Annotated in this window: 23 protein-coding genes and 1 pseudogene; 8 read left to right on the forward strand and 16 right to left on the reverse strand. The window is 59.9% G+C overall.

Annotation, left to right across the window (positions count from 1 at the left end):
- Window positions 1-24 precede the first annotated feature (24 nt).
- Together recG and LG409_RS18195 are read right to left on the reverse strand one after the other, a co-directional pair.
- A complete protein-coding gene (gene recG, locus LG409_RS18190) occupies window positions 25-2,103 on the reverse strand; it encodes an ATP-dependent DNA helicase RecG (protein ID WP_096921776.1) in 2,079 nt (692 codons plus the stop codon).
- Window positions 2,100-3,029, reverse strand: a complete 930-nt coding sequence (locus tag LG409_RS18195; protein ID WP_081138541.1) for a hydrogen peroxide-inducible genes activator — start codon at window positions 3,027-3,029, stop codon at window positions 2,100-2,102. Before LG409_RS18195 ends, recG begins: the two co-directional genes overlap by 4 nt.
- 150 nt (window positions 3,030-3,179) lie before the next feature.
- Here LG409_RS18195 and LG409_RS18200 point away from each other — a divergent pair, with 150 nt between their 5' ends.
- Window positions 3,180-4,061: an SDR family oxidoreductase gene (locus tag LG409_RS18200; protein ID WP_096923366.1), complete on the forward strand. Its 882-nt coding sequence runs from the start codon at window positions 3,180-3,182 to the stop codon at window positions 4,059-4,061.
- Window positions 4,062-4,161: 100 nt separating this feature from the next.
- Here the strand turns inward: LG409_RS18200 and LG409_RS18205 are convergent, their stop codons facing one another.
- From LG409_RS18205 to gmk, 4 genes are all read right to left on the reverse strand, one after another.
- Window positions 4,162-4,551, reverse strand: coding sequence for a RidA family protein (locus LG409_RS18205; protein WP_016915500.1), 390 nt, complete (start codon window positions 4,549-4,551; stop codon window positions 4,162-4,164).
- 95 nt (window positions 4,552-4,646) lie between these two features.
- Entirely contained in the window at window positions 4,647-6,779 is a 2,133-nt protein-coding gene (locus LG409_RS18210; RefSeq protein WP_039178929.1) for a RelA/SpoT family protein, read from the reverse strand.
- A 26-nt stretch (window positions 6,780-6,805) separates the two neighbouring features.
- Entirely contained in the window at window positions 6,806-7,066 is a 261-nt protein-coding gene (rpoZ, locus tag LG409_RS18215; protein WP_016915502.1) for a DNA-directed RNA polymerase subunit omega, read from the reverse strand.
- 87 nt (window positions 7,067-7,153) lie between these two features.
- The gene (gene gmk, locus LG409_RS18220; protein ID WP_096921775.1) at window positions 7,154-7,786 is read right to left on the reverse strand and encodes a guanylate kinase; all 633 of its coding nucleotides are present in this window, start codon (window positions 7,784-7,786) and stop codon (window positions 7,154-7,156) included.
- Window positions 7,787-7,905: 119 nt separating this feature from the next.
- On the opposite strand from gmk, the gene LG409_RS18225 reads away from it, so the two are divergent.
- On the forward strand, window positions 7,906-8,601 hold the full coding sequence (locus tag LG409_RS18225; RefSeq protein ID WP_096921774.1) for an extensin-like domain-containing protein: 696 nt from the start codon (window positions 7,906-7,908) through the stop codon (window positions 8,599-8,601).
- Between the two features lie 15 nt (window positions 8,602-8,616).
- On the opposite strand, the gene LG409_RS18230 is transcribed toward LG409_RS18225, so the two are convergent.
- The 4 genes from LG409_RS18230 to LG409_RS18245 all read right to left on the reverse strand — a co-directional run bounded on the left by LG409_RS18230 (window position 8,617) and on the right by LG409_RS18245 (window position 11,061).
- Window positions 8,617-8,868, reverse strand: a complete 252-nt coding sequence (locus LG409_RS18230) for a hypothetical protein (protein WP_039178940.1) — start codon at window positions 8,866-8,868, stop codon at window positions 8,617-8,619.
- 92 nt (window positions 8,869-8,960) lie between these two features.
- A complete protein-coding gene (locus LG409_RS18235) occupies window positions 8,961-10,172 on the reverse strand; it encodes an MFS transporter (protein WP_039178944.1) in 1,212 nt (403 codons plus the stop codon).
- A 149-nt stretch (window positions 10,173-10,321) separates the two neighbouring features.
- The gene (locus LG409_RS18240; RefSeq protein ID WP_227407350.1) at window positions 10,322-10,642 is read right to left on the reverse strand and encodes a helix-turn-helix transcriptional regulator; all 321 of its coding nucleotides are present in this window, start codon (window positions 10,640-10,642) and stop codon (window positions 10,322-10,324) included.
- Window positions 10,639-11,061 (reverse strand): HipA N-terminal domain-containing protein, encoded by a 423-nt coding sequence (locus tag LG409_RS18245; RefSeq protein ID WP_227407351.1) that lies wholly within the window; start codon window positions 11,059-11,061, stop codon window positions 10,639-10,641. The genes LG409_RS18240 and LG409_RS18245 overlap by 4 nt, the downstream gene beginning before the upstream one ends.
- Window positions 11,062-11,205: 144 nt before the next feature.
- Between LG409_RS18245 and LG409_RS18250 the strand changes: the two genes are divergently transcribed.
- Entirely contained in the window at window positions 11,206-11,832 is a 627-nt protein-coding gene (locus LG409_RS18250) for a DNA-3-methyladenine glycosylase family protein (protein WP_096921773.1), read from the forward strand.
- Between the two features lie 8 nt (window positions 11,833-11,840).
- Here LG409_RS18250 and LG409_RS18255 read toward each other — a convergent pair whose 3' ends face one another.
- The 6 genes and pseudogenes from LG409_RS18255 to LG409_RS18280 form a co-directional block, all read right to left on the reverse strand.
- Window positions 11,841-12,716 carry a pirin family protein gene (locus LG409_RS18255; RefSeq protein ID WP_227407352.1) on the reverse strand — a complete coding sequence of 292 codons (876 nt, stop codon included), beginning with the start codon at window positions 12,714-12,716 and terminating at the stop codon, window positions 11,841-11,843.
- Between the two features lie 134 nt (window positions 12,717-12,850).
- Window positions 12,851-14,363 (reverse strand): annotated as a pseudogene (locus LG409_RS18260) (sodium:solute symporter family protein).
- A complete protein-coding gene (locus tag LG409_RS18265; protein WP_227407353.1) occupies window positions 14,356-14,583 on the reverse strand; it encodes a hypothetical protein in 228 nt (75 codons plus the stop codon). The pseudogene LG409_RS18260 and the gene LG409_RS18265 overlap by 8 nt, the downstream one beginning before the upstream one ends.
- A gap of 49 nt (window positions 14,584-14,632) precedes the next feature.
- Window positions 14,633-16,042 (reverse strand): amidase, encoded by a 1,410-nt coding sequence (locus tag LG409_RS18270; protein ID WP_227407354.1) that lies wholly within the window; start codon window positions 16,040-16,042, stop codon window positions 14,633-14,635.
- A gap of 142 nt (window positions 16,043-16,184) precedes the next feature.
- Window positions 16,185-17,081, reverse strand: coding sequence for a LysR family transcriptional regulator (locus LG409_RS18275; protein ID WP_227407355.1), 897 nt, complete (start codon window positions 17,079-17,081; stop codon window positions 16,185-16,187).
- Between the two features lie 34 nt (window positions 17,082-17,115).
- Window positions 17,116-18,156 carry a zinc-dependent alcohol dehydrogenase family protein gene (locus LG409_RS18280; RefSeq protein ID WP_227407356.1) on the reverse strand — a complete coding sequence of 347 codons (1,041 nt, stop codon included), beginning with the start codon at window positions 18,154-18,156 and terminating at the stop codon, window positions 17,116-17,118.
- 148 nt (window positions 18,157-18,304) lie between these two features.
- Between LG409_RS18280 and LG409_RS18285 the strand changes: the two genes are divergently transcribed.
- The 5 genes from LG409_RS18285 (at window position 18,305) to LG409_RS18305 (ending at window position 25,590) form a co-directional block, all read left to right on the forward strand.
- Entirely contained in the window at window positions 18,305-18,784 is a 480-nt protein-coding gene (locus LG409_RS18285) for an Lrp/AsnC family transcriptional regulator (RefSeq protein ID WP_227407357.1), read from the forward strand.
- Window positions 18,785-18,913: 129 nt separating this feature from the next.
- Window positions 18,914-19,207 (forward strand): helix-turn-helix domain-containing protein, encoded by a 294-nt coding sequence (locus tag LG409_RS18290; protein WP_227407358.1) that lies wholly within the window; start codon window positions 18,914-18,916, stop codon window positions 19,205-19,207.
- On the forward strand, window positions 19,197-20,486 hold the full coding sequence (locus LG409_RS18295; protein WP_227407359.1) for a type II toxin-antitoxin system HipA family toxin: 1,290 nt from the start codon (window positions 19,197-19,199) through the stop codon (window positions 20,484-20,486). Before LG409_RS18290 ends, LG409_RS18295 begins: the two co-directional genes overlap by 11 nt.
- Before the next feature lie 323 nt (window positions 20,487-20,809).
- Window positions 20,810-24,340 (forward strand): type I restriction-modification system endonuclease, encoded by a 3,531-nt coding sequence (gene hsdR, locus LG409_RS18300; RefSeq protein ID WP_227407360.1) that lies wholly within the window; start codon window positions 20,810-20,812, stop codon window positions 24,338-24,340.
- Window positions 24,341-24,405: 65 nt separating this feature from the next.
- Window positions 24,406-25,590 (forward strand): AAA family ATPase, encoded by a 1,185-nt coding sequence (locus tag LG409_RS18305; protein WP_227407361.1) that lies wholly within the window; start codon window positions 24,406-24,408, stop codon window positions 25,588-25,590.

The following is a 25,590-nucleotide window of genomic DNA, read 5'->3' on the forward strand; positions in this document are numbered from 1 at the left end:
ACACCTGCAGCCTCACACCGACCCTCACACCTGCCCGTAGCGCCCGGCGGCTTCGCCCAGCCAGCGGCGCACCAGTACCGCGGTGACTTCGGCGTTGCCCTGGAGCGCCTGGGCCAGGGCGGTGACCCGCTCCAGCTGGTCGGCATCGCGCTCCAGGTCGGCGATTTTCATCTGGGCGAGGCCGGTCTGGCGGGTGCCGAGCACTTCGCCGGGGCCGCGAATTTCCAGGTCTTTTTCGGCAATGCGGAAGCCGTCGGTGGTTTCGCGCATCACGCTGAGCCGCTCTCGGGAGCTTTTGGAAAGCGGCGCGTGGTAAAGCAGCACGCAAAAACTTTCGGTGCTGCCCCGCCCAACACGCCCGCGTAGCTGGTGAAGCTGAGAAAGTCCCAGGCGCTCCGGGTTTTCGATGATCATCAGGCTGGCATTCGGGACATCCACGCCGACCTCGATCACCGTGGTGGCGACCAAAAGATCCAGCTCGCCGGTCTTGAAAGCCTCCATCACCTCGGCTTTTTCAGCGGCCTTCATGCGCCCGTGTATCAGCCCGATGGCCAGCTCCGGCAGCGCCTGGGTGAGCTCGTCCCGCGTGACTTCCGCCGCCTGGCACTGGAGCACTTCGGACTCCTCGATCAGCGTGCAGACCCAATAGGCCTGGCGGCCATCGCGGCAGGCATTGCGGATACGCTCGACCACTTCCGGGCGGCGCTCGTCCGAGACCACCACGGTCTTCACCGGCGTGCGCCCCGGCGGCAGCTCGTCGATCACCGACACGTCCAGGTCGGCGTAGGCACTCATGGCCAGGGTGCGGGGAATCGGCGTGGCGGTCATGATCAGCTGGTGAGGCGTCAGCCCGCCGGCCTCCCCCTTTTCACGCAGGGCGAGGCGCTGGTGCACGCCAAAGCGGTGCTGTTCGTCGATGATTGCCAGCCCCAGGCATTGAAAATGCACATCGTCCTGAAACAGCGCGTGGGTGCCCACCACCATCCGCGCTCGGCCATCGGCGATGGCGGCCTTGGCATCCAGCCGCGCCTTGCCTTTCAGCTTGCCCGCCAGCCAGGCGACGTCGATGCCCAGTGGCTCGAACCATGCCTTGAACGAACGATAGTGCTGCTCGGCGAGAATTTCCGTGGGCGCCATCATGGCCGCCTGGCAGTTGCCCGCCAGCGCCGAGAGCGCGGCCATGGCCGCCACCACCGTCTTGCCCGACCCCACATCCCCCTGTACCAGCCGCAGCATGGGCGCTGGGCGTGCCAGGTCGAGGGCGATTTCCTCCAGCACGCGGCGCTGGGCACCGGTGAGGGCAAACGGCAGCTGCGCCAGAAAGCGGGTTTGCAGGCTACGCCCGGAGGGCAGCGTCGGCGCACCATCGGCCTGAATGCGCAGGCGCACTTCCCGCAGGCTGAGCTGGTGGGCCAGCAGCTCCTCTAGGGCGAGCCGCCGGGTGGCGGGGTGAAGCCCCTGGGCAAGCTGCTCCAGGTCCACGTCCGGTGGTGGCTGGTGCAAGAGCTGCAGGCTGGCATGCAGCCCCGGTAGCTGGAAGCGCTGACGAAGGGTGTCGGGGATCACGTCCGGCAGCGTTTCAGGGGCTTGCGTCAGCAGGCGCAGCGCCTGCTGGGCCAGGGCCCGCAGACGTGCCTGATGCAGCCCCTCCGTGGTGGGGTAGATGGGCGTGTAGTACTCCTCCACCGGGGTTTCGCTGCTGCCGCTCAGGCGATACTCCGGGTGGTAGATTTCCAGCCCCGTGGCTCCTGCCCGGGCTTCGCCGAACGCACGCACGGTGGCACCGGGGCGCAGCTGTTGCTGCTGAGCCGGAGAGAAGTGAAAGAACCGCAGGCTCAGGATGCCGCTCCCGTCGCGCAGCCGCACCAGCAGGCTGCGCCGCCGCCCCTTGACCACGTCGCTGGCGGTCACTTCCCCTTCCACCACCGCCTCCTGGCCCGCCCGCAGATGGCCTATCGGCGTCAGTCGCGTACGGTCCTGGTAGCGCAGCGGCAGGTGAAACAGCAGGTCGCTGACGCGCTCGACCCCCAGCCGCGCCAGCTTGATGGCCAGCGCGTCGCCTACGCCCTTCAGCGCCGTGACCGGAGCAGCCAGTTCACTCATGAGTCCGTATGGGCCTTGTGGTCCGGTTGCTGGCACTGGCCAATCGCCTGGGCCAGGGCATCGATGGCCTTGGGCCTGGGGAAGCTTGCGCGCCAGGCAATCGCCACCGTGCGCGAAGGCGCGGGCTCCACAAAGGGACGACTGACCAGCATGGCGTTTTCGTACTGGTCGGTGCCCAGCGCCGACTGGGGTAGTACGGTAATGCCCAGCTTGGAGGCCACCATGTGGCGAATCGTTTCCAACGAGCCGCCTTCGGCAATCAGGGTGTTGTTGGGGCTGTTCAGCTTTTGGGTAATGGCCGGGCAGGCTTCCAGAATCTGGTCACGGAAACAGTGGCCTTCCCCCAGCAGCAGCAGGCGCTCTTCCAGCAGGTCTTCCTTGTGGATGGCTTCACGCGCTACCCACGGATGGCTGGCGGGCATCAGCACTTCGAAATGCTCGTCATAGATCGGCTTGGTGACTACATCGGTTTCGGTGAAGGGCAGCGCCACGATGATCACGTCCAGCTCGCCATTGCGCAGCTTGGCGCGCAGCGTGCCGGTCATGCCCTCTTCGATGTACAGCGGCATCTGTGGCGCAGCGTTGGCCAGCGCAGGCACCAGATGGGGAAACAGGTAGGGCCCAATGGTGTAGATGGCGCCAATGCGCAGGGGGTTGGCCAGCTGGTCCTTGCCTGCCTTGGCCAGTTCGAAAATCAGCCCACTCTGTTCCAGAACGCGCTGCGCCTGCGCAACGACCTTTTCACCCAGCGGCGTTACCTGTACGGTGGACTTGGAGCGCTCGAACAGCGCCACTTCCAGTTCGTCTTCCAGTTTTTTCACCGCCACCGACAGGGTGGGCTGTGAAACGTGGCAACGTTCAGCGGCACGGCCAAAATGGCGCTCTTGTGCAAGGGTTACGATGTAGCGTAGTTCTGTTAAAGTCATGGTGGTGCCAGTGGCATCCTCTCGTTGCAGCTCGTGACTGGTAATCGTAATTAGCGAGATGGAAAAGGACAGACAAGCCCTATTGAAGATGGCACATCTCATAGGGACTTTGTATCTAATAGGGAATATTTATCAAGAGGGGTGAGCAAGGTGAAGCTAACGGTACTGATTATCGGCTGTGGAGATATCGGCGTCACGCTTGGCAAGGAGCTGCTGGACGAAGGGCACCGCGTGATCGGCGTGCGCCGCCAGGCCGATGCACTGGCCAACACGGGCATCGAGCCGCTGGCCCTGGACCTTAACGACCTGGAAGGGGCACCTGCCAACGCCTTGCCCAGCGCGGACTACGTCATTTACACCGTCAGCGCCGACCGTTTCGAAGAGAGTGCCTATCAAAGCGCTTACCCGGAGGGTCTGAAACGTGTGCTGAGCGTGCTGGAACAGCACGACACGCCGCCCAAGCGAATCTTCTTCGTCTCTTCTACCAGCGTTTACGGCCAGCAGGAAGGCGAAGTGGTCAATGAAGAGAGCCCCACTGAATCCACCAGCTTCTCCGGCACCCTGATGTGCGAAGCCGAGCAGTCACTGCTCAACCACCCGCTGCCTGGCACCGTGGTGCGTTTCTCGGGCATTTATGGCCCGGGGCGTGACCGCCTGATCCACCAGGTGGCAGAAGGCCGCATTGCCGCCGTGACGCCGGTGATCTACTCCAACCGGATTCACCGCGACGACTGCACCGGCATCCTGGCGCACCTGATTCGCTGTCAGGAGAGCGGTACGCCGCTGGCAGACCTTTACCTGGGCAGCGACTGCGAGCCGGTGACCATGCACAACGTGATGGCGTGGCTGGCGAAACAGTTGAAGGTGGAGTCCACCGAGACCATGCAGTCCCCCCTGCGCCGCCGGGCCAGCAAGCGCTGCGACAACCGCCGTATTCGTGAAACCGGCTACACCTTCCGCTATCCCAGCTACAAGGAAGGGTATCTGCAGGTGCTCAAGGAAGGCGGGTTTCTGGAACTGCAAAAAGCCTGACGCTACCGCGCGAGCTTTCGTGAACCACTAGCCTCTTGACCACTACCCAAAAAGCGAGCCCCACGGCTCGCTTTTTGCTGTGCCGTACCAAGCCTTGGCGTTAGTCGCCAATCACCATGACCGCTTCGGCTTCTACCTGGCTGCCCTTGGGCAGCGCCTTCACGCCCACCGCCGCACGGGCCGGGAACGGCGTGGAGAAGAACTCTTCCATCACCTTGTTGACGATGGCGAAGTTGTCCAGGTCCACCAGGTAGAGGTTGAGCTTGACGATATCGCTCAGCGAGCCCGCCGCCTCTTCGCACACTGCCTGCAGGTTGGCAAATACCTGACGCGCCTGGGCTTCGAAATCGTCGGAGACCAGCGCCATGGTGTCCGGGTCGAGGGGAATCTGGCCCGACAGATACACCGTGTTGCCCGCCTTGATGGCTTGTGAATAGGGGCCAATGGCCGCCGGGGCTTTCTCGGTGTTGATAACCGCTTTATTGCTCATTGCGTCTCTTGCTCCTGTAAGAATGCATCGATGGATGATGATCGCCATGGCTGACGCCGCCAGCCTGACAGGCCAGCGGCGGGTACCAGGTCGTTTTAATTGGCCGTACGGGTAATCTTGCCGACGTTGGGCAGGTTGCGGATCCGCTTGATGATCCGCGCCAGATGGACTCGCCCTTTCACCGACAGGGTCAGGTTGACCGTCGAGAGCCGTGCGTCACGCTCTTCGATGCCGATCCGCTCGATGTTGGCGTCTGCATCGGTCACCAGCCCGGCCAGCTCGGCGACCAGGCCACGGCGGCTTTCGATCTCGATGCGCAGGGCCACCGGGAAGTCTTCGTCGATATTTTCCGACCACTCCAGGGCAAACAGCTTTTCCGGGTCGTTCTTGCGCTCGGAGAGGTTCTTGCACTCACTGCGGTGCACCACCAACCCCTTGCCGACAGAGAGGTGCCCCACCACCGGGTCGCCCGGTAGCGGGTGGCAGCAGCGCGCAAAGTTGATCACCATGCCTTCGCTGCCGCTGATGACCACCGCCTTGTCGCTGTTGTCGGCCAGCGTCTTGTCGAAGCTCTCGCCGTGGGCCACGTCCACCAGCCGCCGAGCCACCACGTGAGCCATGCGATTGCCCAGCCCCATCGACTCCAGCAGCGCATCCATGGAGCTGGCGTCCAGCTCTTTCAGCGCCTGTTCGAACACGCTCTCGTCCAGCTCTTCCAGGCTGGTCTCGAAGGGGGCCAGCGCCTTGTTGAGCAAACGGCGCCCCAGCATGATGGCTTCTGCCTGCTGCTGGTGCTTGAGCGCGTGACGGATGGCCGAGCGCGCCTTGGCGGTGGTAACGAAATTCAGCCAGGCCAGGTTGGGGCGCGCGCCGGGCGCGGTGATGATTTCCAGCGTCTGACCGCTTTCCAGCCGTGTCGAGAGCGGCGCCAGGTGGCGGTCGATTCGGCAGGCAATGCAGTTGTTGCCGATATCGGTGTGCACGCTATAGGCAAAATCGATCACCGTGGCCCCCTGGGGAAGCTCCATGATGTCGCCCTTGGGCGTGAACACGTAGATATCATCCGGGAACAGGTCGTTCTTGACGTGCTCGATGAACTCCAGCGAGTCCCCCGCGTGGCGCTGCATCTCCAGCAGCCCCTTCACCCAGGCGCGGGCGCGGGCGTGGCTGCCTTCGGCAATCGGATGCGCGGTCTGGCCAGCCTTGTACAGCCAGTGGGCGGCAATGCCGTTGTTGGCCATGGCTTCCATTTCGCGGGTGCGGATCTGCACTTCGATGGGCATGCCACGCTGGCCGAACAGCGTCGTGTGCAGGCTTTGGTAGCCGTTGGCCTTGGGAATCGCGATGTAGTCCTTGAAGCGCCCCGGTACCGGCTTGTAGAGGTTGTGCACCACGCCCAGAATCCGGTAACAGCTGGCCACGTCTTCGGTAATGATACGGAACCCGAAGACGTCCATGATTTCGGCAAACGGCTTGCGCTGGTCGCGCATCTTCTTGTAGATCGACAGCAGATGCTTCTGGCGGCCAATCACCGTGCCCTGCAGCGCTTCGTCGTCCAGGCTCTGCTGTAGCGAGGCCTGGATTTCACGCATGGCGCTGCGGCGGTTGCCTCTGGCGCTGGCCACCGCACGCTTGATGCGCTCGGCCCGCATGGGGTGAATCGCCTGGAACGAGAGGTCTTCCAGCTCCACACGAATGGTGTTGATCCCCAGTCGCCCTGCAATACGGGCGTAGATTTCCAGGGTTTCCCGGGCAATGCGGCGCTTCTTGTCGGGCCTTAGAGCCCCCAGAGTGCGCATGTTGTGCAGCCGGTCGGCCAGCTTGACGATGATGACGCGGATGTCCCGCGACATCGCCAGCACCATCTTCTGGAAATTCTCCGCCTGGGCAACGGCCTTGTCTTCGAAGGTGATCTGCGTCAGCTTGGAGACGCCATCCACCAGCTCGGCCACCGGCTTGCCAAACTGGGCCGCCAGGGCTTTCTTGGAAACACCGGTGTCTTCGATGACATCGTGCAGCATGGCGGCCATCAGGCTCTGATGGTCCATGTGCATGTTGGCGAGAATGTTGGCCACCGCTAGCGGGTGGGTCACGTAGGGCTCGCCCGAGCGACGGCGCTGGCCGTCGTGGGCCTGCTCGGCGTAATAGAAGGCGCGCTTGACCTGCTGGATCTCGTCCGGGGGTAAGTAGCCGCCGAGTCGGTCGGCCAGGTCATCAATGGTGAACATGTACCGCGCCCCTGATCGGTGCTAGCTTAGTCGTCGATTTGAGCGCTGGGCGTCATGGCAGGACGCGCCCGCACCGGCGCTTCGACCGGCTCATCCAGAACCGTATGGTCGACCAGGCCTGCAGCGATTTCACGCAGCGCCATGACGGTGGGCTTGTCGTTTTCCCAGGGCAGTTGGGCATCACGGGAGCCACGCGCCAGCTGACGGGCACGCTGGGTAGAAATCATCACCAGTTTGAAGCGGTTTTCTACGTTTTCAAGACAATCTTCGACGGTTACGCGAGCCATGGGGCCATCCTGTAATAACGACGCCGGGCCGGCAGGGCTGAAAACGCCGCCGACCCAGCGAAAAAAGTAGTCATACGACCCGATAGATTACTCGACGCCAGGCGCCTGTGACAAGAGCGCAGACAGCAGGGGCGCATGACGCTGCTGCATGGTGGCCAGGGTCAGGCGGTGGCTGATCACCAGCGACTGCAGTTCCTGCAGTGCCGTGGTGAAGTCATCATTGATCACCAGGTAGTCGTATTCATCGTAATGGGACATCTCGCTGACGGCATCGCGCATGCGCCGAGCAATCACCGCGTGCTCATCGGTGCCACGGCTCGACAGGCGGCGCTCCAGCTCACTGCGCGACGGCGGCAGGATGAAGATCGACACGGCGGCAGGCATCTGTTCGCGGACCTGGCGCGCGCCCTGCCAGTCGATTTCCAGAATCACGTCTTGCCCGGCATCCAGCAGCGTTTGCACGGCCTGACGTGACGTACCGTAGTAATTGTCGAAGACTTTGGCATACTCAAAGAAATCGCCGCGGGCAATCATGGCTTCGAACTCGGGAATCTGCGTGAAGTGGTAGTTCACGCCGTTCACTTCGCCTTCGCGCTTGGCACGGGTGGTATGAGACACCGATACCTGAATGCCATCCAGGCTCTCTATCAGCTCGCGAACCAGGCTGGTTTTACCCGCCCCAGAGGGGGCAGAAACGATATAAAGCGTACCCTGGGACATGCAGCGCTTCCCTTGTTGATCAGAAATGGGCGCGGGTGACGGCCCACGCCAATAGCGCGCAGTATCGCATACCCCTGGCAGGGACTGTAGGGGTTCAAGAACACCACACGGAGGTCACCATGCGCACTCTCTTCTTCCTGCTCCTGCTGGTCGGGGTCGGCGTTGCCATCTACAAGGACATCATCGTCATCCCGCGCCACTGGGCGCCCTGGGCACCGCTGCACGTGGACGACCCGGTCACGCCCGTCACCCAACTCAAGCTCAAGCGCCTCGACGACGACCGCGAGGCCTGCCTGGCCGCCCTGGACACCGTCCCCGAGGGCGGGCTGAGCTATACGCCGCTGGCCGACTACTCCCCCACCGCCAGCTGCCCGCTGACTAACGTGGTGCGCATGCAATCCAGCAGCGTGCGCTTCAGCCAAAGCTTCGTGGCCACCTGCCCCTTGGCACTGGCCTGGGTGATGTACGAACGCCATGCCCTGCAACCGGCTGCCGAAGCCATCATGGGCAGCCCGGTCGCCCAGGTGGACCATGTGGGCAGCTTTGCCTGCCGGAATGTCTACGGACGCGAAAGCGGTCGACGCAGCGAGCACGCCACGGCTGAAGCCCTGGATGTGGTGGGCTTTCGCTTCGAGAATGGTCGTCAGATTACGCTGATTCGCGACTGGGATGACGAGGGAGAAGTGGGAGAGTTCTTGCGGGCAGCGCGGGATGGCGCCTGCGATACCTTCGGCAACGTGCTGGGGCCGGATTACAATGCCGCGCATGCCGATCATTTCCATCTGGGCATGCGCGGTTTCAGGCTGTGCCGCTAGTGGCCTGTGCCAACGTCAGTCGAGGCTGATGTCCTCTTCATCGGTCAGGGCACCGGTCGCAGCACCTGCGCCTGCACCAATCACCGCGCCACGGCCAATACTTCCGCCAGTGGCCGCTGCTGCGCCAGCACCGACGGCGGCACCTACGCCTGCGCCGCTGGTGGCGCGCTCTCCAGTGGTTGCGCCACAGCCCGCCAGGGCCAGGGTCAGCGCCGCGATGGCACTCAGGGTCAAGCTACGCGAGACGTTCAATGATGGGCTTTGCATGGGTCACCTCCTTATGGGTTGCATCTTACACCCTAGGAACACTCCAGCTTTTTTGCCACTTTTAATGCCCCTTGTCTTGCTTGAGAAAACGCTTATTTATAGCCTTGCGCCACGGTTTGGCCAGGGGCTTCAGCGCGCTTTTCAAGCCAGCGCCCCCAGGCAAAAATGACCAACCCGCACAGCGCCAGCCCCGTTCCCACCAGCCCGGTGCTCGACCAGCTGAACCCGGCACTGATCACCAGCCCCGCCAGCCACGCCCCCAGCGCATTGGCCCCGTTGAACGCCGCATGATTCATGGAAGCCGCCATGGTCTGGGCATCTTCCGCCACGTCCATCAAGCGTGTTTGCAGCGAAGGCGCCAGGGCCATGCTGGTGCCGACCAGGCCAACGAACAGCAGCCCGCTCCACACCTGATTGGCGGCAAAGTAGAACAGCCCCTGAACCACCGCGCACCACACCAGGATGGCGGGAATTGCCCGCATCAGGTTTTTATCGGCCATGCGCCCACCGATCAGGTTGCCCACGATGGAGCCGAGTCCAAAGATGACCAGCACCAAGGGGCCCAGGGCTTCACGCATGCCCGCCTGCTGGGTCAAGGTGGGCATGACGTAGCTGAAAATCGAGAACATACCGCCACAGCCGATGCAGGCAATGGCAATGGTCACCAGCACACGCTGTTTGACCAGCGCGGAAAGCTCACGCAGCGGGCTGGCCTGGGCATCGAAGGGCTGCACGGGCACACAGAGGCGAATCAACAGCGCCGTCAGCAGAGCGATCACGCCCACCCCGGCAAAGGCAATTTGCCAACCAAACAGGTTGCCTGCCCAGGTGCCCAGCGGCGCCCCGATCAGAATGGCCACCGTCAGCCCCATCATCACCCGAGCAATGGCCCGCGCCCGTTGATCGACCGGCACGGCGCCAGCCGCCACCAGCGCCGCCACGCCAAAGTAGGCCCCGTGGGGCAGCCCGGCCAGAAAGCGTAGCCCCACGAACGACCAGAACCCCGGCGCCATGGCGCTGGCAATGTTACCCACAGCAAACACCAGCATCAGCGCAATCAGCAGCGCTCGCTTGGGCACCCGCGCGGCCAGCGCCGAAATCAGCGGCGCCCCCACCACGACCCCCAGGGCATAGCTGCTGATGGAATAGCCTACCTGCGGCACGCTCACGGCCAGGTCTTCCGCCACGCGGTTCATCAACCCCATGATGACGAACTCGCTGGTGCCGATGCCGAACCCGCCCAGCGCCAGCACGAACTCCGCCCACCGCGGATGCCGCGCCAGCCCCGTTGATGATGCTTGCATACCTCACTCCCCAGGCGCGGGATAACGCGCCTGTTCACTGAAACGATCCTGGATAACCGCAAATGATGGCAGGATTAGACGAAAGTAGAAATACAAGGCATGAAAAAAGTTAGCGTGCGAACTCAATCATCCAACGATAACCAAGAGGATTACTCCCTCGTGGCATTGGCTGACAATAAGCGCTCGCGCAGCTCGCGGTTGCGCGGCAGCAAGCCTACCTGCAGACCCAGCGGCCGGAAGACCTGATTGAGCAGCGCCACGGTAGGGCTTGCCTTATCGGCTTCCAGGTCTGACAGCGAACGACGGCTGATGCCCACCAGGTCGGCGTATTGGGTCTGCGACATGCCCAGTACCTCACGGCGGAGCTGACGCAGCACCTGCCCAGAGCTGATTTCTTCGCGCACCAGTTGGGCCGCTAATGTCGTCAGCAGCGCCTCCCGCTCGATGCTGGTGAGCTCTTTACGCTTCATACCAACCCCCAGCGCTGCAGCTCCAGCGTGCTGCCTGCTGGGCGTTCAGGAAGGGCCTCTTTGATACGTAAATTGCCCACTGGCGCAATCGTTCCCTTGGCCAGTAGCGCGGCATCCTGCTCCGCCTCACTAAGTGCCGATATACCCAACTGCGTGACCCAGTAACGGCGGCTGGCCCCAGAGGGCATGATATCGTCTAAAAAAGTGAACCAGCGTGGCGATTGATGGGTATTCATCAACTCGATAGGCAAACGAAGGCTACATGCGTGCTCATCGTCGTGATCCAGCCACTCAAGGGCATAATCGGTAAGGTAGCCCAAACGCGCAGGCCCTCGACGGCCCCGCTCTGGATACTCGAACACTAGCTCGGCAGCATCGTGCCACTGCCCTTGATGGAAGGCTTGAACGGTTAGCAACACGGCTCACCTTTAACGCGTCATTTGATGAGTAGTTTAATGCTCAAAAGTGTAGTTCGAAGCAGCATAATGTGCACTTTAATACTCAAATTTGAATCAAATTATCATAAATGAGCAGTTTAATACCCATTTATCTCAGGAGATATCATGCCGTCTGATCAAACGCCCGTTGATATGATCGAGCACGCCATGCAGGCATTGGCCCACGCCGACCCCGACATTGCGCGTGCCTACCCCTTGGTGGGTGCGCCCAGCCCGCGCCAGCGCGACCCCGGGTTTGCCACCTTCTTCTCGACCATCGTCAGCCAGCAGATCTCCACCGAGGCCGCACGGGCCATCATGGGCCGAGTGAATACGCTGCTGCCGGAGCTGCACGCCAAAGCGGTGATGGAGGTGGAAGGCCAGGCGCTGCGGGATGCAGGCTTGTCGTGGCGCAAGATCGAGTATGCCAAAGGGCTGGCAGAGGCGGAGCTGGCGGGCACCTTTAGCGCCGATGGGTTGGCGCACCTCAGCGATGACGAGGCGATTGCCGCGATTACCCAGCTGCGTGGGTTTGGCCGCTGGAGCGCCGAGATCTACCTGATGTTCTCGCTCAAGCGCCCCGATATCTTCCCCGCCGACGACCTTGCGTTAAGAGTGGCGCTGGGCCGCCTGAAGGGCATGGAGGACAAACCCACGCCGAAGCAGGCCCGCCAGTTGGTGGAACCCTGGGCCCCCTGGCGCAGCGTGGGGTCGCTGTTTTTATGGCACTACTATCGCGGCGAGCCGGTTTAGCGCGGCGGTTACAGCGTCAGCCCGCCAAACTTGCCGTTCTGGTAATCCTCTACCGCCTGCACGATCTCGTCGCGGGTGGTCATCACGAAGGGGCCGTGGGAGTAGACCGGCTCATCGATGACATCGCCATGGCCAAACAGCAGGCGCGCATCGCTGGCTGCCTCGATGGCAAGGCTCTCGCCGTCACGGTCGAGTTCGATCAAATGACGCGCTTTAGCAGGCTCGCCGCCCACCGTCACGTCACCACTCACCACGTACAGAAACACCTGCCGCCCAGGGGCCACGGGAAGCTGCTCATTGGCACCCGCAGGCAGCGCGAGTGTGGACATGAACACGCCGGTCAGCGACTCGATCGGGCCTGACTGCCCTTGCCACTCCCCGGCAATCAGGTTGAGCGTGCCGCCACCCGCCAGGGGAACGGCGGGAATGCCTTCCTGCTGCAAGCCCACGTAGCGCGGCTCGCTCATCTTCAGCCGCGACGGCAGATTGACCCACAGCTGGAGGATTTCCAGCGGCCCACCTTCGCGCAGGAACTCAGGGGGCGAGATTTCTGCATGCACGATGCCGCTGCCCGCGGTCATCCACTGCACGCCGCCTGCATGGATCACGCTCTGGTGCCTGGCGCTGTCGGCGTGGGCCAGCGAGCCCTCCAGAATGAAGGTGACCGTCTCGAACCCCCGGTGGGGGTGCGGCCCAAACGGCAGCCCACGATTATTGGCGGGATACACCTGCGGGCCGTGGTGATTCAGGAACAGAAACGGATCGAGCTGATCCACGCCAGGCCCCGGCAGCGGCCGGCGGGTGACCAGGTCACCGATATCGTCACGATGGGCAGGGTGCTGAGCGACCACGCGGCGAACGGATGGGGTATGGGTTGATGACATGACGTCCTCCTTATCAATACGCCCAGCGTAAAACCTCAGCGACGCGATGAGGAGCGAATAATTTGCCTTGGTTCATTGCAATAATGTGATGATCGTCAGGAAACTCTTGGGCCTCCGCCAGGTCAGCAGCATGATCAAGAGCCAAGCGTTTTGACCCTCTCTCTGCGCACCCCCATCTTGCTCAAGCCCCGTGGGGCAGAAATGCGGAAGAAGCGCTCAACCACCCCGGCATCGGTGGCAGGCGTTATCAAGGAAACCGCGACAAACAACGGTAGATTGATCATCAGCCCCCAGAATCCTGCGTGAATACCCAGCGGGTGTGGCCACAACGTGGTAAAGGCCACAGTGACGAGGAAACCTGCCAGGATGCCTGCCATCACGCCCAGGCGTGAGGCTCTCGGCCAGAAGAACATCCCCACGAACGCAGGCAGTACCTGTGACGCAAATCCCAGGCCCACCAGTAGAATCATCACCAAACTGCCCGGCTCAGCAATCGCCAGCGGTGCCACCACTAAAAACATGACCGGCAGAATCAGTAACCGCGCTAGCCTTGCAGTCACATCGTTCGAAAGCTTCAGTGCGGGCTGCAAAACGTCTTTACTCAGCGACAGCGAAATCGAATGAATAAACGGCTCGCTGGAGGACATCGACGCCGCCAAAGTCCCCGCCCCCAGCAAGCCTACCAGCACCACCGGCAAGTGTTGCATCGCGTACTCAAGGGCAACCGTGTCGGCTCGGGCCAAGTCAGGGAGAGAGAAAATGCCGATGAAGCCCACTACTACCATGGGTAAAATCACCACGTAGTAGGTAGGTAACCACGTCGCGCTACGGCGGATAGTACGCGCCGATGAAGCACTCATCCACTGGGTCCAGACAGGGGGCATGAACGAGAACATGGAGACGATAATGGACGTGGTCCAGAAGCTGTAGCTCATGTCGCCCCCGGCACCCGGTAGCGTGAGAAACTCACCATGTTCCGCCTGGATACGCTCGAAGACACGGGAAAAGCCCACCCCCCCCAGTGACACTATGTACGGCCCACAGGCCAACGGCCCAGGCAACCACCAGCATCAATACGCCCTGAAACGCATTCGTGCGACCAATCGCGCGCTGACCACTGGCGTAGAGGTAAACCGCTATGCAGCCAAGTACCAGGAATACTCCTAACCATACAGGAATCATTCCACCACTCATGACAAACAAGATATACGCCGAGCCAATGGTTTGCAGTACCGCATAAGCAACCGAGCCTATGGCCATGACCAAAGCAGCCAAGGCCCCCAGCGTCGGGCTTTGATAACGATCTGCGATGGCACTTGCCTGAGTGACATGACCAAACTGCTCACCAAATTGCCATACCTTCGGGCCAAAATACCAGGCAACCAGGGCCAGGTACGCCAGATAGATCGCCACATAAAAAACCGCCACCCCCTTGGAGTATGCCCAGCCGGGGGCTCCCATAAAGGTGTAAGCACTGACACTGCCTGCAGCTATCAGAAGATAAAGCGTTACAGGGCCCATACTGCGCCCCGCGACTCCCCACTCTTCCAGACTGTTCATCGAGCGGCCAGCCCTGGCGCGGAGGCCGATGACCATGGCAACAGCAACGTAGGTCAGGGTAATCAGTAATGGCCAAGCGCTACTCATGGTCATCTCTCTCTACAATGTGGTTACCGATCAACATGACCACCACGCAGGCAAAAATCACTAGATAGCTCCACACCACCACCAATGGCAGACCTAGTACCAGGGTGGCTCGGTTGACGAGCGCAATCACCGGCCAGGTACCTGCCACGACCAGTGCCACAAACGCCATCAACAGCCCCCACCCTGCCCGTGAAGTCGGCAGTACCAATAAACGTCGCATGTATGTTCCCCTCTTGATATTTATTACCCTTACTCAGTAAATACCCTGCTCATTCCAGTACGCTTTTGTCACACACCGGCATCGGCAAGCACATTGGCAGTCCTAAACGGGATTCCAACTGTCGTGCCAACTTGAGCACAAAGTGGTCCGCAAAGCGCGGGCCAATCAATTGCACCCCGATTGGCATATTGCGCTTACTGAGGCCCGCATTGAGCGAGATGGCAGGCTGCTCTCCCATGTTCCACGGCACGGTATAGGCAATATGCTCAAATGGCTGACGGGGATCATTGGTAGGCGATGCCCACTCAGCAGGGAAGGCAATATTCGGTGTCGTGGGAGATATCACTGCATCCACCATCTCAAAGACGGACTCCGTGGCACGACGCATCGCCATGGTTTGTTGAAAACCTTGCACTACCTCTACTCCGCTCAGGCGGGCACCGCCATCTGCCCAGGCCAGAATGGCCGGTAGTACCTGCTCGCGCTCTTCCGCAGCAAGCTTTGATAGCTCGCTCCACTGGCGGGCCTGCCAGAAGTGATCCAACCCGTCCAACATTCCTCGGCTAAGCACGGGGGCCATCGGTACCAACGTGGCACCCGCTGCTTCCAACAGCCTTGCGGCCTGCTCTACGTGGTAGCGAATTTCTTCATCCAGAGGCAATCCACAGCCCGCCTCCATCATCACGCCTATTCGCAAGCCTTTGACATCCAGCGCGAGATCCATCCAGTCAATATGTTCTGGGGGTAAGCGCATGGCATCACGTCGATCCGTGCGAGCAAGGGTATTCATCATGAGTGCGGCATCTTCGACGCTCCGAGTCATCGGCCCTGCACAGCGTCCTACATAATAAGGGTCGATAGGTATGCGCCCCAACGTTGGTTTGAAGCCAACGATGCCACACCAGGCCGCTGGCAAACGCACTGAGCCGCCAATATCGGTCCCCACATGTAGCGGCCCGAAGCCAGCGGCAGCGGCAGCACCTGCCCCCGAACTGGACCCGCCGGTATTACAGGCCAAGTTCCATGGATTGCGGGTGACACCATGAAATGAAGAGAGCCCCGAGGAGAGCATGCCAAAATCAGGACAGGTGGTTTTCGCCAGGACCAGTGCGCGGTCTTCCGAGAGACGGGCCGCCGGGGGCGCATCTGCACTGGCCGTGGGCTGTTTGCCCAATCCCGTGCCCAGCGGCACCGGCATCCCTTCCGTGGCAATCAGCTCTTTTAGCGTGACGGGAACACCATCCAAAGCTCCGCAGGGTTTTCCCGTTACCCAACGCTGGGTAGATGCCTCGGCAGCCTTGATGAACACCTCAGGCTGATAGCCATACAGTGCGTTGATGGAGGGCTCCCATTGAGCGATATGCGCGACCAACGCGCTGGCGACGTCTTTGGGTGAGAACGTATGGGCTCGATAGCCCTCAAGCAGTTGAGTCGCCGTTAGCTGGTGTAGTTCAAGCATCCCATCACCTTAGTGCTGTTGTTATCAAGGTCAATAACCCCAGCATGAACCCACACGGTGCCTTCTGCTATTTCAATATTGACCTCAGCGTGTCCACAATTTGTGTGCACTTCGCCCACTCAAAAGCCTGCAGAAGCGGGCTCTATATTGTCTGCAATGCATTCGCCAATAGTGACAAGCATGCCTCAGTCGCAAAACTGCGCTGGCGGTGGCGATAGACACAGAGGTCGACGCGTGCGGCTTCGAGCTCTGAAGATGAGATAGGGATACTCACCAGGTCACCCAACTGACATTCCCGAGCGACTGCCATCGGTGGTAGTACCAGCACGCCGGCACCTTTGATCGCGAGTGCTTTCTGGGTTTCAAGTGACGCGGTTTTGAAGGTGGGCACCAGCACCACATTGGCTCGGTGAGCGGCACGCTCCAGCGCTTGCCGAACACCATAGGACTCATGCGGCAGGATCAGACGGTGCTTCGCCAAGGTGTGAAGCGACAACTCGGAAGCGGTGGCCAGCGGATGGCCTGGCGCCACGACGGCATGGTGGTTCAGCTCTGCACTGGCGTAGGCCACGATGTCATCATGGCGTGGCATGAAGAAGGATAGGCCAATGTCCGCATCACCACGGCGTAATGCTTCAACCATCTGGTTTGAGCTGGCAATATCAATATCAAAGCTCAAATGGGAATAGCGCTGCCCCATCTTGGCTAATGCAGGCGCGAGCAGGCCTGCTACCACGCCTTCGGCCACTTGCAGGCTGACTCGGCCCGTACGCAAACCTTTGAGGTCAGCGATATGCTCCTGCACCCGCTCCAGGTCACGGATAGTTCGTTGCGCCTGGGCGGCCAATAGCTCTCCCGCTGCCGTGAGGCTAATGCCGTTAGGGCCACGCTCGATGAGCGGTGCGCCCAATTGATGTTCCAGCAAATCAATCTGACGGCTAATCGCCGTGGGAGCAATGTGTAGCTGGGCCGCAGCCTGTCGAAGCGAACGACATCTTGCCACGGTGTCGAAGTAACGTAAGGCTCGACCACTGATCATCCATTAGCCCCCATCGCTATGGCAAAACCTCCGTTCAGAATTTCGTCACCACGGTGACTCCCGCGCCTTCGAACTTGTCCATGTTGACCAACGCCTGCACGGACTCTTCCAGCGTGATACGGCGGCCAATCAATTTTTCAGGCGCCAGCTTGCCTGACTGGATCATCGCCAGCATGGCACCGTAGCGATGCGCCTGCATGCCATGGCTGCCCAGAATTTCCAATTCATTGGCAATCACCTTGCTCATCGGCACGGCGGGCGTGCTGTGGTCCGCCAGCATCAGACCCACCTGAACATGCTTGCCGCGCTTGCGCAAATTGCTGATGGAGTTGAAGCAGGTGGTGGGGTGGCCCAGCGCGTCCAGCGAAACGTGCGCGCCGCCTTGGGTGATCTCGACCACCGCCTCCACCACATCGGCCACCTGATTGGCATTTACCGTGGTCACCGCCCCCAGCTGGCGCGCCAAAGCCAGCGCCTGCTCGGAAATATCCACCGCCACCACGTTGGCACCGGCTGCGCTGGCAATCATGATGGCCGACAGCCCCACGCCGCCGCAGCCGTGCACCGCCACCCACTGGCCCGCCGACACGCGGCCCTGGTCTACCACCGCACGAAAAGAGGTCACGAACCGACAGCCCAGGCTGGCGGCGGTATCGAACGTCAGGGTATCCGGCAGTGCGACCAGATTCACATCGGCGTAGTGAATGCCCACATACTCGGCAAACGAGCCCCAGTGAGTAAACCCCGGCTGGAATTGAGCATCACACACCTGATGATTGCCGGTGTGGCACTCCGGGCAGGTGCCGCAGCCGCCCACGAACGGCACGGTCACTCGGTCGCCAACGCGCCACTTCGCCACGTCCTTGCCCACCGCTTCCACTACACCGGAGAGCTCATGGCCCGGCACATGGGGAAGCCGGATATCCGGGTCGTGTCCCATCCAGCCATGCCAATCACTGCGGCATACGCCGTTGGCCATCACCTTGACCACGACCCCGTGAGGCGCTGGCGCTGGGTCGGGCACCTGCTGGATGCTGGGCGGGGTAGAAAACTGCTCGAATACCACGGCTTTCATGGCTCACTCCTGAACGGTCGGCGGTGCGTTGGATGTATACGCACTATAGCGAGCCACGCCCGAAATTACGTTTCACTCTGATGGACATCCTGCGCCTTTTTGAAGCACTCTTTTCAACAATATGAATAAACCGAAAGAGCCTTTCAAAATGAGCGAGCTTGATAAAAAGGATGCCCGATTAGCCACCTTGCTGCAGGCAGACGGGCGGGTGGCCAACGCACGGCTGGCCGAGCAGCTGCACCTGAGCGAAGCCACCTGCTGGCGACGCCACAAACGCCTGGAAGAGCTGGGAGTGATCGAAGGCTACCAGGCCATCCTCAACCGCCGCAAAGTCGGCGCCAGCGTGCTGGCCTTCGTGCAAATCACCTGCACCCAGCACAGCGAAGCCGCCACGGCAGAGTTCGAGCGCATCATCCAGGCCATCTCCCGCGTACTGAGCTGCCACAACACCACCGGAGAAGCCGACTTCCTGCTACAGGTAGTCGCCAAAGACCTGGACGACTACAGCCACTTCGTCGAAACGGTGCTGCGCAAACTGCCTGGGGTATCGAGCATCCGCTCCAACCTATCGCTGCGGGAAATGAAAGCGACCAGCCATTTGCCGGTTGAGGAGCTGTTGGGGCTGTGAGCGGGGCAATGGAGAAGAGCGCTGAAAGAAGGTGTATTCAGCAGCCATAAAATGGATATAACCGTGTCCATAAATAGCTAAAATAGCCTAAAATGGATATAGGAGTATCCAGATAAAGAAAGTGAGCTTATGCCCCGTTTTCTATTGTTAGACGATACTGATGTTCAGCAGGCCTTTGCTGCCCACCTACGCAGGTTGCGCGAGCAGGCCAAGCTATCCCGTGCGGCGCTGGCGCAGCGCAGCTGTGTGCCCGCTCCTACCATCAAGAAATTCGAGCTCACCGGGCAAATCTCACTCCGCCAGCTGCTGTTGCTCTGGCAAAGCCTGGATGACCTGGCACGGCTCTATGCGCTGACCCAACCCGATGCCCTCCCCGCTCAACGACCCTCCTCTATCGAAGAGGTGCTCAAAGATGGCCTTTAAGCCAACGCAGCGGTTGAACGTGACACGCACGCTCTCAACGGGAGAGCGAGTCGCGGCTGGCGTTTTAGCGCAGAACCGCCAAGGGGTCTTCTTTCAATACGCAGAAGGCTACGTGGAACAGCATGGCAACCTGTCGCCCTTTACGCTCAACAGCGACCTGACTCTTCAACCTGCCCCCCAAATACCACACCAAGGTCTACATGGGGTATTTGGCGACTGTTTACCCGATAACTGGGGACTACTGTTGCAAGACCGTGTCTTTCGACAGCAGGGCATCGCCCCGACACAGCTGACGGCGATGGATCGGCTGGCATTCGTTGGCCATCGAGGGATGGGCGCTCTTGCCTTTGAGCCCATATCAGAGGCAGCACCGACACAGGGTGATCACGAAGACTTGCCGACACTTGGCTTAACGGCTCAGGCCGTTTTCGATGGTCAAACGGAAGACGTGCTGAGTGCTCTCGTCGCAGCGGGTAGTTCCGGCGGAGCCAGGCCCAAAGCGCAGCTTTTCATGCCACCGGACAAGCCAACAACGTGCCGAACCGACGCCAAGCCAGGGGATGACGCTTGGCTGGTCAAGTTCACTTCTCAACACCTGCCACTGGGTCACGACGAAGGGCTCTGCGAAGCGGCCTACCTGGAACTAGCGAACACAGCAGGGCTTGAGCCGCCCGAATGGCAGCTGCTTCGCGTGCCTACGAGTCAAGGTGAGCGCGCCTGGCTTGCCATCAAACGGTTTGACTGGGTTCATCAGACGCACCCTGCCGGGCGTCTCCACATGCACAGCGCCTGTGGACTGCTGGATGCCGATTTCCGAACCCCTAGCCTGGACTACGCCGACCTGATCAAAGCCAGCCGCCAGCTATGCCGCTCTCCCGCCGTCGGCCAACTGCAATTTCGACGCGCGCTGTTTAATCTGTTTGCCTGCAACCAGGACGATCACAGTAAGAACTGGGCATTTTTGCAGGACGATACAGGCCAATGGAGACCAGCGCCGTTCTATGACGTGACCTTTAGCCCCCACCCTTTTGCAGAGCACGCGACGGCCTACATGGGATTTGGCAAACAGCCGCCTCTCAAGGCGATGCAACGGCTGGCAACACAGGCAGGTTTCACGGATTGGAAACAGGCCCTGCCGTACGCTCAAGAGATCGTTGAGGTTGTGAGTACTTTTCCTGGCGTGGCAAAAGACCTGGGGGTGAAAGCCAGTACCATCGAACTCATTACCCAGCAGTTGAGTCAAGTTTGGCAGGAGAACAAGGGGCTTTTAGCCAGTTAGCGATTATTGGCCACTAACGCTTAGCCGACCCACGACCTGAAACGAATCGACCGTTGGGCGTAACACGATCATCTCGCCAGAGCCCACACCGCCGCCAACCAGCGCAGTGATATTCACCTGGTGGGTGGCCAGCAGCAAGTTGCCCTCCCCCTGCCATGCTGCTATCTGTTCCTGGGCGGTCTGGGTAATGAGCGCCTGATCACCCTGCCCGCGAAAGCACGCCCTAACAGTAGACTTAGCAAAGCGCTCGCTATTTGATTAGTATGAATTTTATGACGCAGCCGCGACAAAGCCAAAGTGCTAAGCAGTGGAGAGCAAATACAATGACATCACCCAATCCTCCCGGCAACTTTGGCTTTTTAGCAGAGCATGACGCGCTATTTGTCGAACTAGCGGCCTCTGCCGAACGCGCCTTTGCCAGCGACCCAAACACCACCTTGATTAAGTTGCGCCAATTGGGAGAAGCGCTCGCACAGCATATGGCGGCAATGTCCGGGCTAGCGTTTGACGACCAAACCAGCCAAGCCGACCTGCTCTACCGTTTAAATCGCGAGCTACGCCTTGAGCCCCAGGTCAAAGAGCTATTTCACACCCTGCGTATCGAGGGTAATAAAGCCACCCACCGGTTTCGCACCCGCCACAAAGAAGCCATGGATGGCCTGAAGCTGGCCCGCGAACTGGCCATCTGGTTCCACCGCTCATTTGGCAAGGCAGGCACCAACTTCAAACCTGGCCCGTTTGTACCGCCCGCCGACCCCAGCGCACAGTCGCGCCAACTTCAAGCCGATATAGAAAAGCTCCGCCACGAGCTTAAACACGCCAACAAGGCACTAGACAGTAGCCAGCAACTTAGCCAACTGGTCGAGCAAGAAAAGCAGGAGTATGAAGCGCTGGCCCTAGCCATGGAGGAAGAGTCCAACGCCCTGGCAAAACAGGCGCAAAGCCACGAACAGGCACTCATTCAGCAACAACAGGCGTACGAAGCCAAAATCCGTGCCTTGCAACAACAGCTCACCGCCCAAGGCGAAAGCAGCGTGAATCAGCAGCGCCAAAAGGTCGCCAGTAACGCCAAAGCCGCCAGCGACACATTAGTACTGAGTGAAGAGCTAACTCGCATACTGATCGACCAGCAGCTCAATGAAGCAGGCTGGGAAGCCGACAGCCAAGAGATGACCTACCAAAAAGGCGCTCGCCCCGAGAAAGGCACTTACCGCGCTATTGCCGAATGGCCCACTCAGCCAGTGCATCACACCCATGGGCAAAAGGAACGAGCAGACTACGTGCTGTTTTGCGGCTTAACACCGATTGCCGTGGTCGAAGCCAAAAAAGAGAACACCAATGTCGCGGGCAAGATTGATCAATCCGAGCGCTACAGCAAAGGCCTGAAGGTTGAGCCACCGCTGGTCGGTGCCTGGGAGCTTGCCGGACGCACCATTGCCTGGCCCGCCGATGAAGAGGGCCACTTTAAAGTACCTTTTGTGTACTCCTGCAATGGCCGCCCTTACCTACCGCAATTGGCCGAGCAGTCGGGCACCTGGTTTCGCGATGTGCGGGAGCCCAGCAACACCCGCCGCGCCCTTCCACAATTTCATACCCCCGGCGGCCTGTTAAACCTGCTGGAACGCGATAGAGAAAACGCCGACAAGCTGTTGAAACACGAGCCATTCGGTTACCTGCGGCTAAGGGAGTATCAGCAAAAGGCGATACTCGCTACTGAGCACGCCCTCGCCCACGACAACCGCGCGGTATTGCTAGCCATGGCTACCGGCACTGGCAAGACCCGCACGATCATCGGCCTGATGTACCGTTTTTTAAAAACCGAACGCTTTCACCGCATTCTATTTCTGGTCGACCGCACCGCCCTTGGCGACCAAGCCATCGACGCCTTCAACGAAGCGCCGTTGGAGCAGAACCAAACCCTGAGCAAAATCTACAATGTGGCAGAGCTGGGCGATATGGCAGCTGAAGCGGAAACCCGTGTACAGGTGGCCACCGTGCAGGCCATGGTGAAACGCATCTTTGCCAGCGATACGCCGCCGCCGATTGATCAATTCGATTGTATCATCATCGACGAAGCCCACCGTGGCTACACGCTAGACCAGGAGATGACCGAAGGCGAGCTGGCCACCCGCGATGCCAGCCAGTACCTCTCCAGCTACCGCCGGGTACTCGACTACTTCGATGCGGTCAAAATCGCGCTGACTGCCACCCCGGCCAAGCACACCAGTGAGATTTTCGGCAAACCGGTGTACACCTACTCTTACCGGGAAGCGGTAGCGGACGACTGGCTGATCGACCACGAGCCGCCCATCCGTTATGAAACCCTACTGACCCAAGAGGGCATCCTGTTTGAGAAAGGGAAGCCCATCGAGGTCATCAACACTCAAACCGGCGAAGTCGATACCACTGAACTTGAAGACGAGCTGCGCTTTGACGTCGACGCCTTCAATCGTCAGGTCATCAACGAAAACTTCAACCGCGTGATCTGTGAGCAACTGGCCGAAGAGCTCGACCCGTTTGGCGATGAAAAAACGCTGATTTTCTGCGCTACCGACCTTCATGCCGATATGGTCAAACGGCTGCTGGATGATGCCTTCAAGGCACTCTATAACGGCAGCTACCACCAGGCAGCGGTGGCTAAAATCACCGGCAAAAGCGACAAGGTCGACCAACTCATCCGCCGCTATAAAAACGAGCGCTACCCCAATATCGCGATTACCGTGGATCTACTCACCACCGGTATCGACGTACCGAAAATCTGCCACTTGGTATTTATGCGTCAGGTACGCTCGCGGATTCTTTTTGAACAGATGATTGGCCGCGCCACCCGCCGCTGCGACGAGATCGGCAAGACCGTCTTCACCATCTACGACCCGGTGGATATCTACGCCGCTCTGGCGGAGGTCAACACCATGAAGCCGCTGGTACGAGACCCCAATATCAGCCTTGAGCAGCTGGTAGATGAATTGACCGATGAGCACCGGCTGGAAAACGCCCTGAAGAGCCCCGGCGAGCAGCAGGACGAAAGCCAAGCCGATGTCGTGCTCAGCCACCTCAGTCAAAAAGTCATGCGCGTACTGCGCAAAGCCGAGACCAAAGCGGAAAATAAACCCGCGCTGAAACAGAAGCTCGATGATCTACATAGCCTGTGGGGCGTGGAGCCCAGCAAGCTTCATGAACATCTACACCAGCTGGGCCCAAGGCAGGCATCCGCATTTCTTCGCCAACATAGCGGCCTGATACACCAGCTAGCCGAGGTAAAGCACCTGGTGGGCAGCGAACGTATGCCGGTGCTTTCCGACCACGACGATGAGATTCGCGAGCGTAGCCAGAGCTACGGCGTTCATAAACGCCCGGAAGACTACCTGGATAGCTTCAATGCGTTTATCAAAGAGCAGCTCAACCAATCGGCTGCCCTGGCCGTGGTCGTCAACCAACCTCGCAACCTAACCCGCCAACAGTTGAAAGAAGTGAAAGTACTGCTGGATAACCACGGCTATTCGGAAGCCAACCTGCAAAGCGCGGTGCGTAACCAAACCAATCAGGATATTGCCGCCAGTATCATTGGCCATATCCGTCGCGCCGCCCTCGGCGAGCCGTTAAAACCATTTGAACAACGCGTCGCCGATGCCATGGATCGCCTCTACACCCAGCACGACTGGACGCCCAACCAACGCAAGTGGCTAGGAAAGCTGGCCAAGCAGCTCACCAAAGAAGTGATTCTCGACCGGGAGACCGTCAACCAACTCCCCGCGTTCCAAGGCGGCGCCAAGCAGCTGGATAAAGTGCTGGGGGATCAGTTGGACAGCGTGCTAGACGAGTTGAATGAAGCAATGTGGCCAGAAACCGGTTGATTCCACCTTGATACCACAATGCCAAAAGCGCAGAATCAACAAAATTCTGTTGAATATTGAAGAATATGATCAAAAACCTGAGCTTCAGAAATTTCTACAGCTTTGCCGATGATACCGTCATCGACTTTGCCTTGGGCAAAAAGCCCACGCCCACGGGCTACGACATCGATATCAATGGCGAACGCTACAACAAAGCCATTGCGGTGATCGGTGCCAACGGCTCAGGTAAAACCCAGTTTCTCAAACCGCTGGCGTTCCTGCGCTGGTTCATCGCCAACTCATTTTTGGGCAGCGACCCCGAGCAAGACATCCCCTTTGTTGCCCATTTACTCTATGACGAACTGCCCAGCCACTTCGAGATCGAGTTCATGGTAGGCGACACCGACTACCGTTACCTGCTCGAACTCACGGCCAAAGAAGTGCTCTTCGAAGCTCTTTATGAGAAAACCAGCAGCCAGTTCAGCTACCTCTTTAAACGCGAGAAGAGTGAGCAGGGCTATCACTTCAAGCACAAGGGTTTCCCCTTTCCCAAAGCACAGGCAGAAAAGCTGCGCGGTAATACCTCATTGATCAGCGCGGCACACAGCTACGATATCGAAGCGGCGAAGCCTTTTATCGACTTTTTCTCACGCATCGAAACCAACGTCGCCAGCGCAGGTCGTCGTCACTTTCATCATGGTGCACTGGTTCGAGCAGCGACCGCCTTTCAAAAAGCGCCAGAACTGCAAAAGCGCATGTCCAAAGCACTAAGCACCTTTGATCTAGGGCTGAAAAGCGTCGACATTCGCAAACTCACCGCCCGCGATGACACCGGCCAGGAGGAAGACTTCTACCTGCCTTTCGGCATACACACGGCCGACGATGGCCGCACCTTCGAGCTATCGTTTGTCGAGGAGTCCAGCGGCACCCAATCCGCCTTCGCACTGCTCGAACCTATCTTGAAAACCTTGCACCAAGGCGGTATCGCCGTGATCGATGAGATCGACAACGATCTGCACCCACACTTGGTGCCCCACCTGCTGGAGTGGTTCGAGTTCGAGCACACCAACCCTCACCAGGCACAGATCATTTTTACGTGCCACACGCCAGAAGTACTCAACCTGCTGCAAAAACATCAGATCTACCTGGTCGAGAAGCATAACCAACAGAGCGAAGCCTGGCGGTTGGACGATATGACAGGGCTGCGTGCCGACGATAATCTGTATGCCAAATACATGGCCGGGGCCCTTGGCGCCACCCCGGAGCTGTGA

It is taken from the genome of Halomonas sp. NyZ770, from assembly GCF_020616575.1.
Taxonomy (GTDB): domain Bacteria; phylum Pseudomonadota; class Gammaproteobacteria; order Pseudomonadales; family Halomonadaceae; genus Vreelandella; species Vreelandella hamiltonii.

What these genes read in the sequence shown, in the direction of transcription:
- recG (WP_096921776.1), bottom strand. Translation starts at nt 2,103, where the DNA reads ATGAGTGAACTGGCTGCTCCGGTCACGGCGCTGAAGGGCGTAGGCGAC.
- LG409_RS18195 (WP_081138541.1), bottom strand. Translation starts at nt 3,029, where the DNA reads ATGACTTTAACAGAACTACGCTACATCGTAACCCTTGCACAAGAGCGC.
- LG409_RS18205 (WP_016915500.1), bottom strand. Translation starts at nt 4,551, where the DNA reads ATGAGCAATAAAGCGGTTATCAACACCGAGAAAGCCCCGGCGGCCATT.
- LG409_RS18210 (WP_039178929.1), bottom strand. Translation starts at nt 6,779, where the DNA reads ATGTTCACCATTGATGACCTGGCCGACCGACTCGGCGGCTACTTACCC.
- rpoZ (WP_016915502.1), bottom strand. Translation starts at nt 7,066, where the DNA reads ATGGCTCGCGTAACCGTCGAAGATTGTCTTGAAAACGTAGAAAACCGC.
- gmk (WP_096921775.1), bottom strand. Translation starts at nt 7,786, where the DNA reads ATGTCCCAGGGTACGCTTTATATCGTTTCTGCCCCCTCTGGGGCGGGT.
- LG409_RS18225 (WP_096921774.1), top strand. Translation starts at nt 7,906, where the DNA reads ATGCGCACTCTCTTCTTCCTGCTCCTGCTGGTCGGGGTCGGCGTTGCC.
- LG409_RS18230 (WP_039178940.1), bottom strand. Translation starts at nt 8,868, where the DNA reads ATGCAAAGCCCATCATTGAACGTCTCGCGTAGCTTGACCCTGAGTGCC.
- LG409_RS18235 (WP_039178944.1), bottom strand. Translation starts at nt 10,172, where the DNA reads ATGCAAGCATCATCAACGGGGCTGGCGCGGCATCCGCGGTGGGCGGAG.
- LG409_RS18240 (WP_227407350.1), bottom strand. Translation starts at nt 10,642, where the DNA reads ATGAAGCGTAAAGAGCTCACCAGCATCGAGCGGGAGGCGCTGCTGACG.
- LG409_RS18250 (WP_096921773.1), top strand. Translation starts at nt 11,206, where the DNA reads ATGCCGTCTGATCAAACGCCCGTTGATATGATCGAGCACGCCATGCAG.
- LG409_RS18255 (WP_227407352.1), bottom strand. Translation starts at nt 12,716, where the DNA reads ATGTCATCAACCCATACCCCATCCGTTCGCCGCGTGGTCGCTCAGCAC.
- LG409_RS18265 (WP_227407353.1), bottom strand. Translation starts at nt 14,583, where the DNA reads ATGCGACGTTTATTGGTACTGCCGACTTCACGGGCAGGGTGGGGGCTG.
- LG409_RS18270 (WP_227407354.1), bottom strand. Translation starts at nt 16,042, where the DNA reads ATGCTTGAACTACACCAGCTAACGGCGACTCAACTGCTTGAGGGCTAT.
- LG409_RS18275 (WP_227407355.1), bottom strand. Translation starts at nt 17,081, where the DNA reads ATGATCAGTGGTCGAGCCTTACGTTACTTCGACACCGTGGCAAGATGT.
- LG409_RS18280 (WP_227407356.1), bottom strand. Translation starts at nt 18,156, where the DNA reads ATGAAAGCCGTGGTATTCGAGCAGTTTTCTACCCCGCCCAGCATCCAG.
- LG409_RS18285 (WP_227407357.1), top strand. Translation starts at nt 18,305, where the DNA reads ATGAGCGAGCTTGATAAAAAGGATGCCCGATTAGCCACCTTGCTGCAG.
- LG409_RS18290 (WP_227407358.1), top strand. Translation starts at nt 18,914, where the DNA reads ATGCCCCGTTTTCTATTGTTAGACGATACTGATGTTCAGCAGGCCTTT.
- LG409_RS18295 (WP_227407359.1), top strand. Translation starts at nt 19,197, where the DNA reads ATGGCCTTTAAGCCAACGCAGCGGTTGAACGTGACACGCACGCTCTCA.
- hsdR (WP_227407360.1), top strand. Translation starts at nt 20,810, where the DNA reads ATGACATCACCCAATCCTCCCGGCAACTTTGGCTTTTTAGCAGAGCAT.
- LG409_RS18305 (WP_227407361.1), top strand. Translation starts at nt 24,406, where the DNA reads ATGATCAAAAACCTGAGCTTCAGAAATTTCTACAGCTTTGCCGATGAT.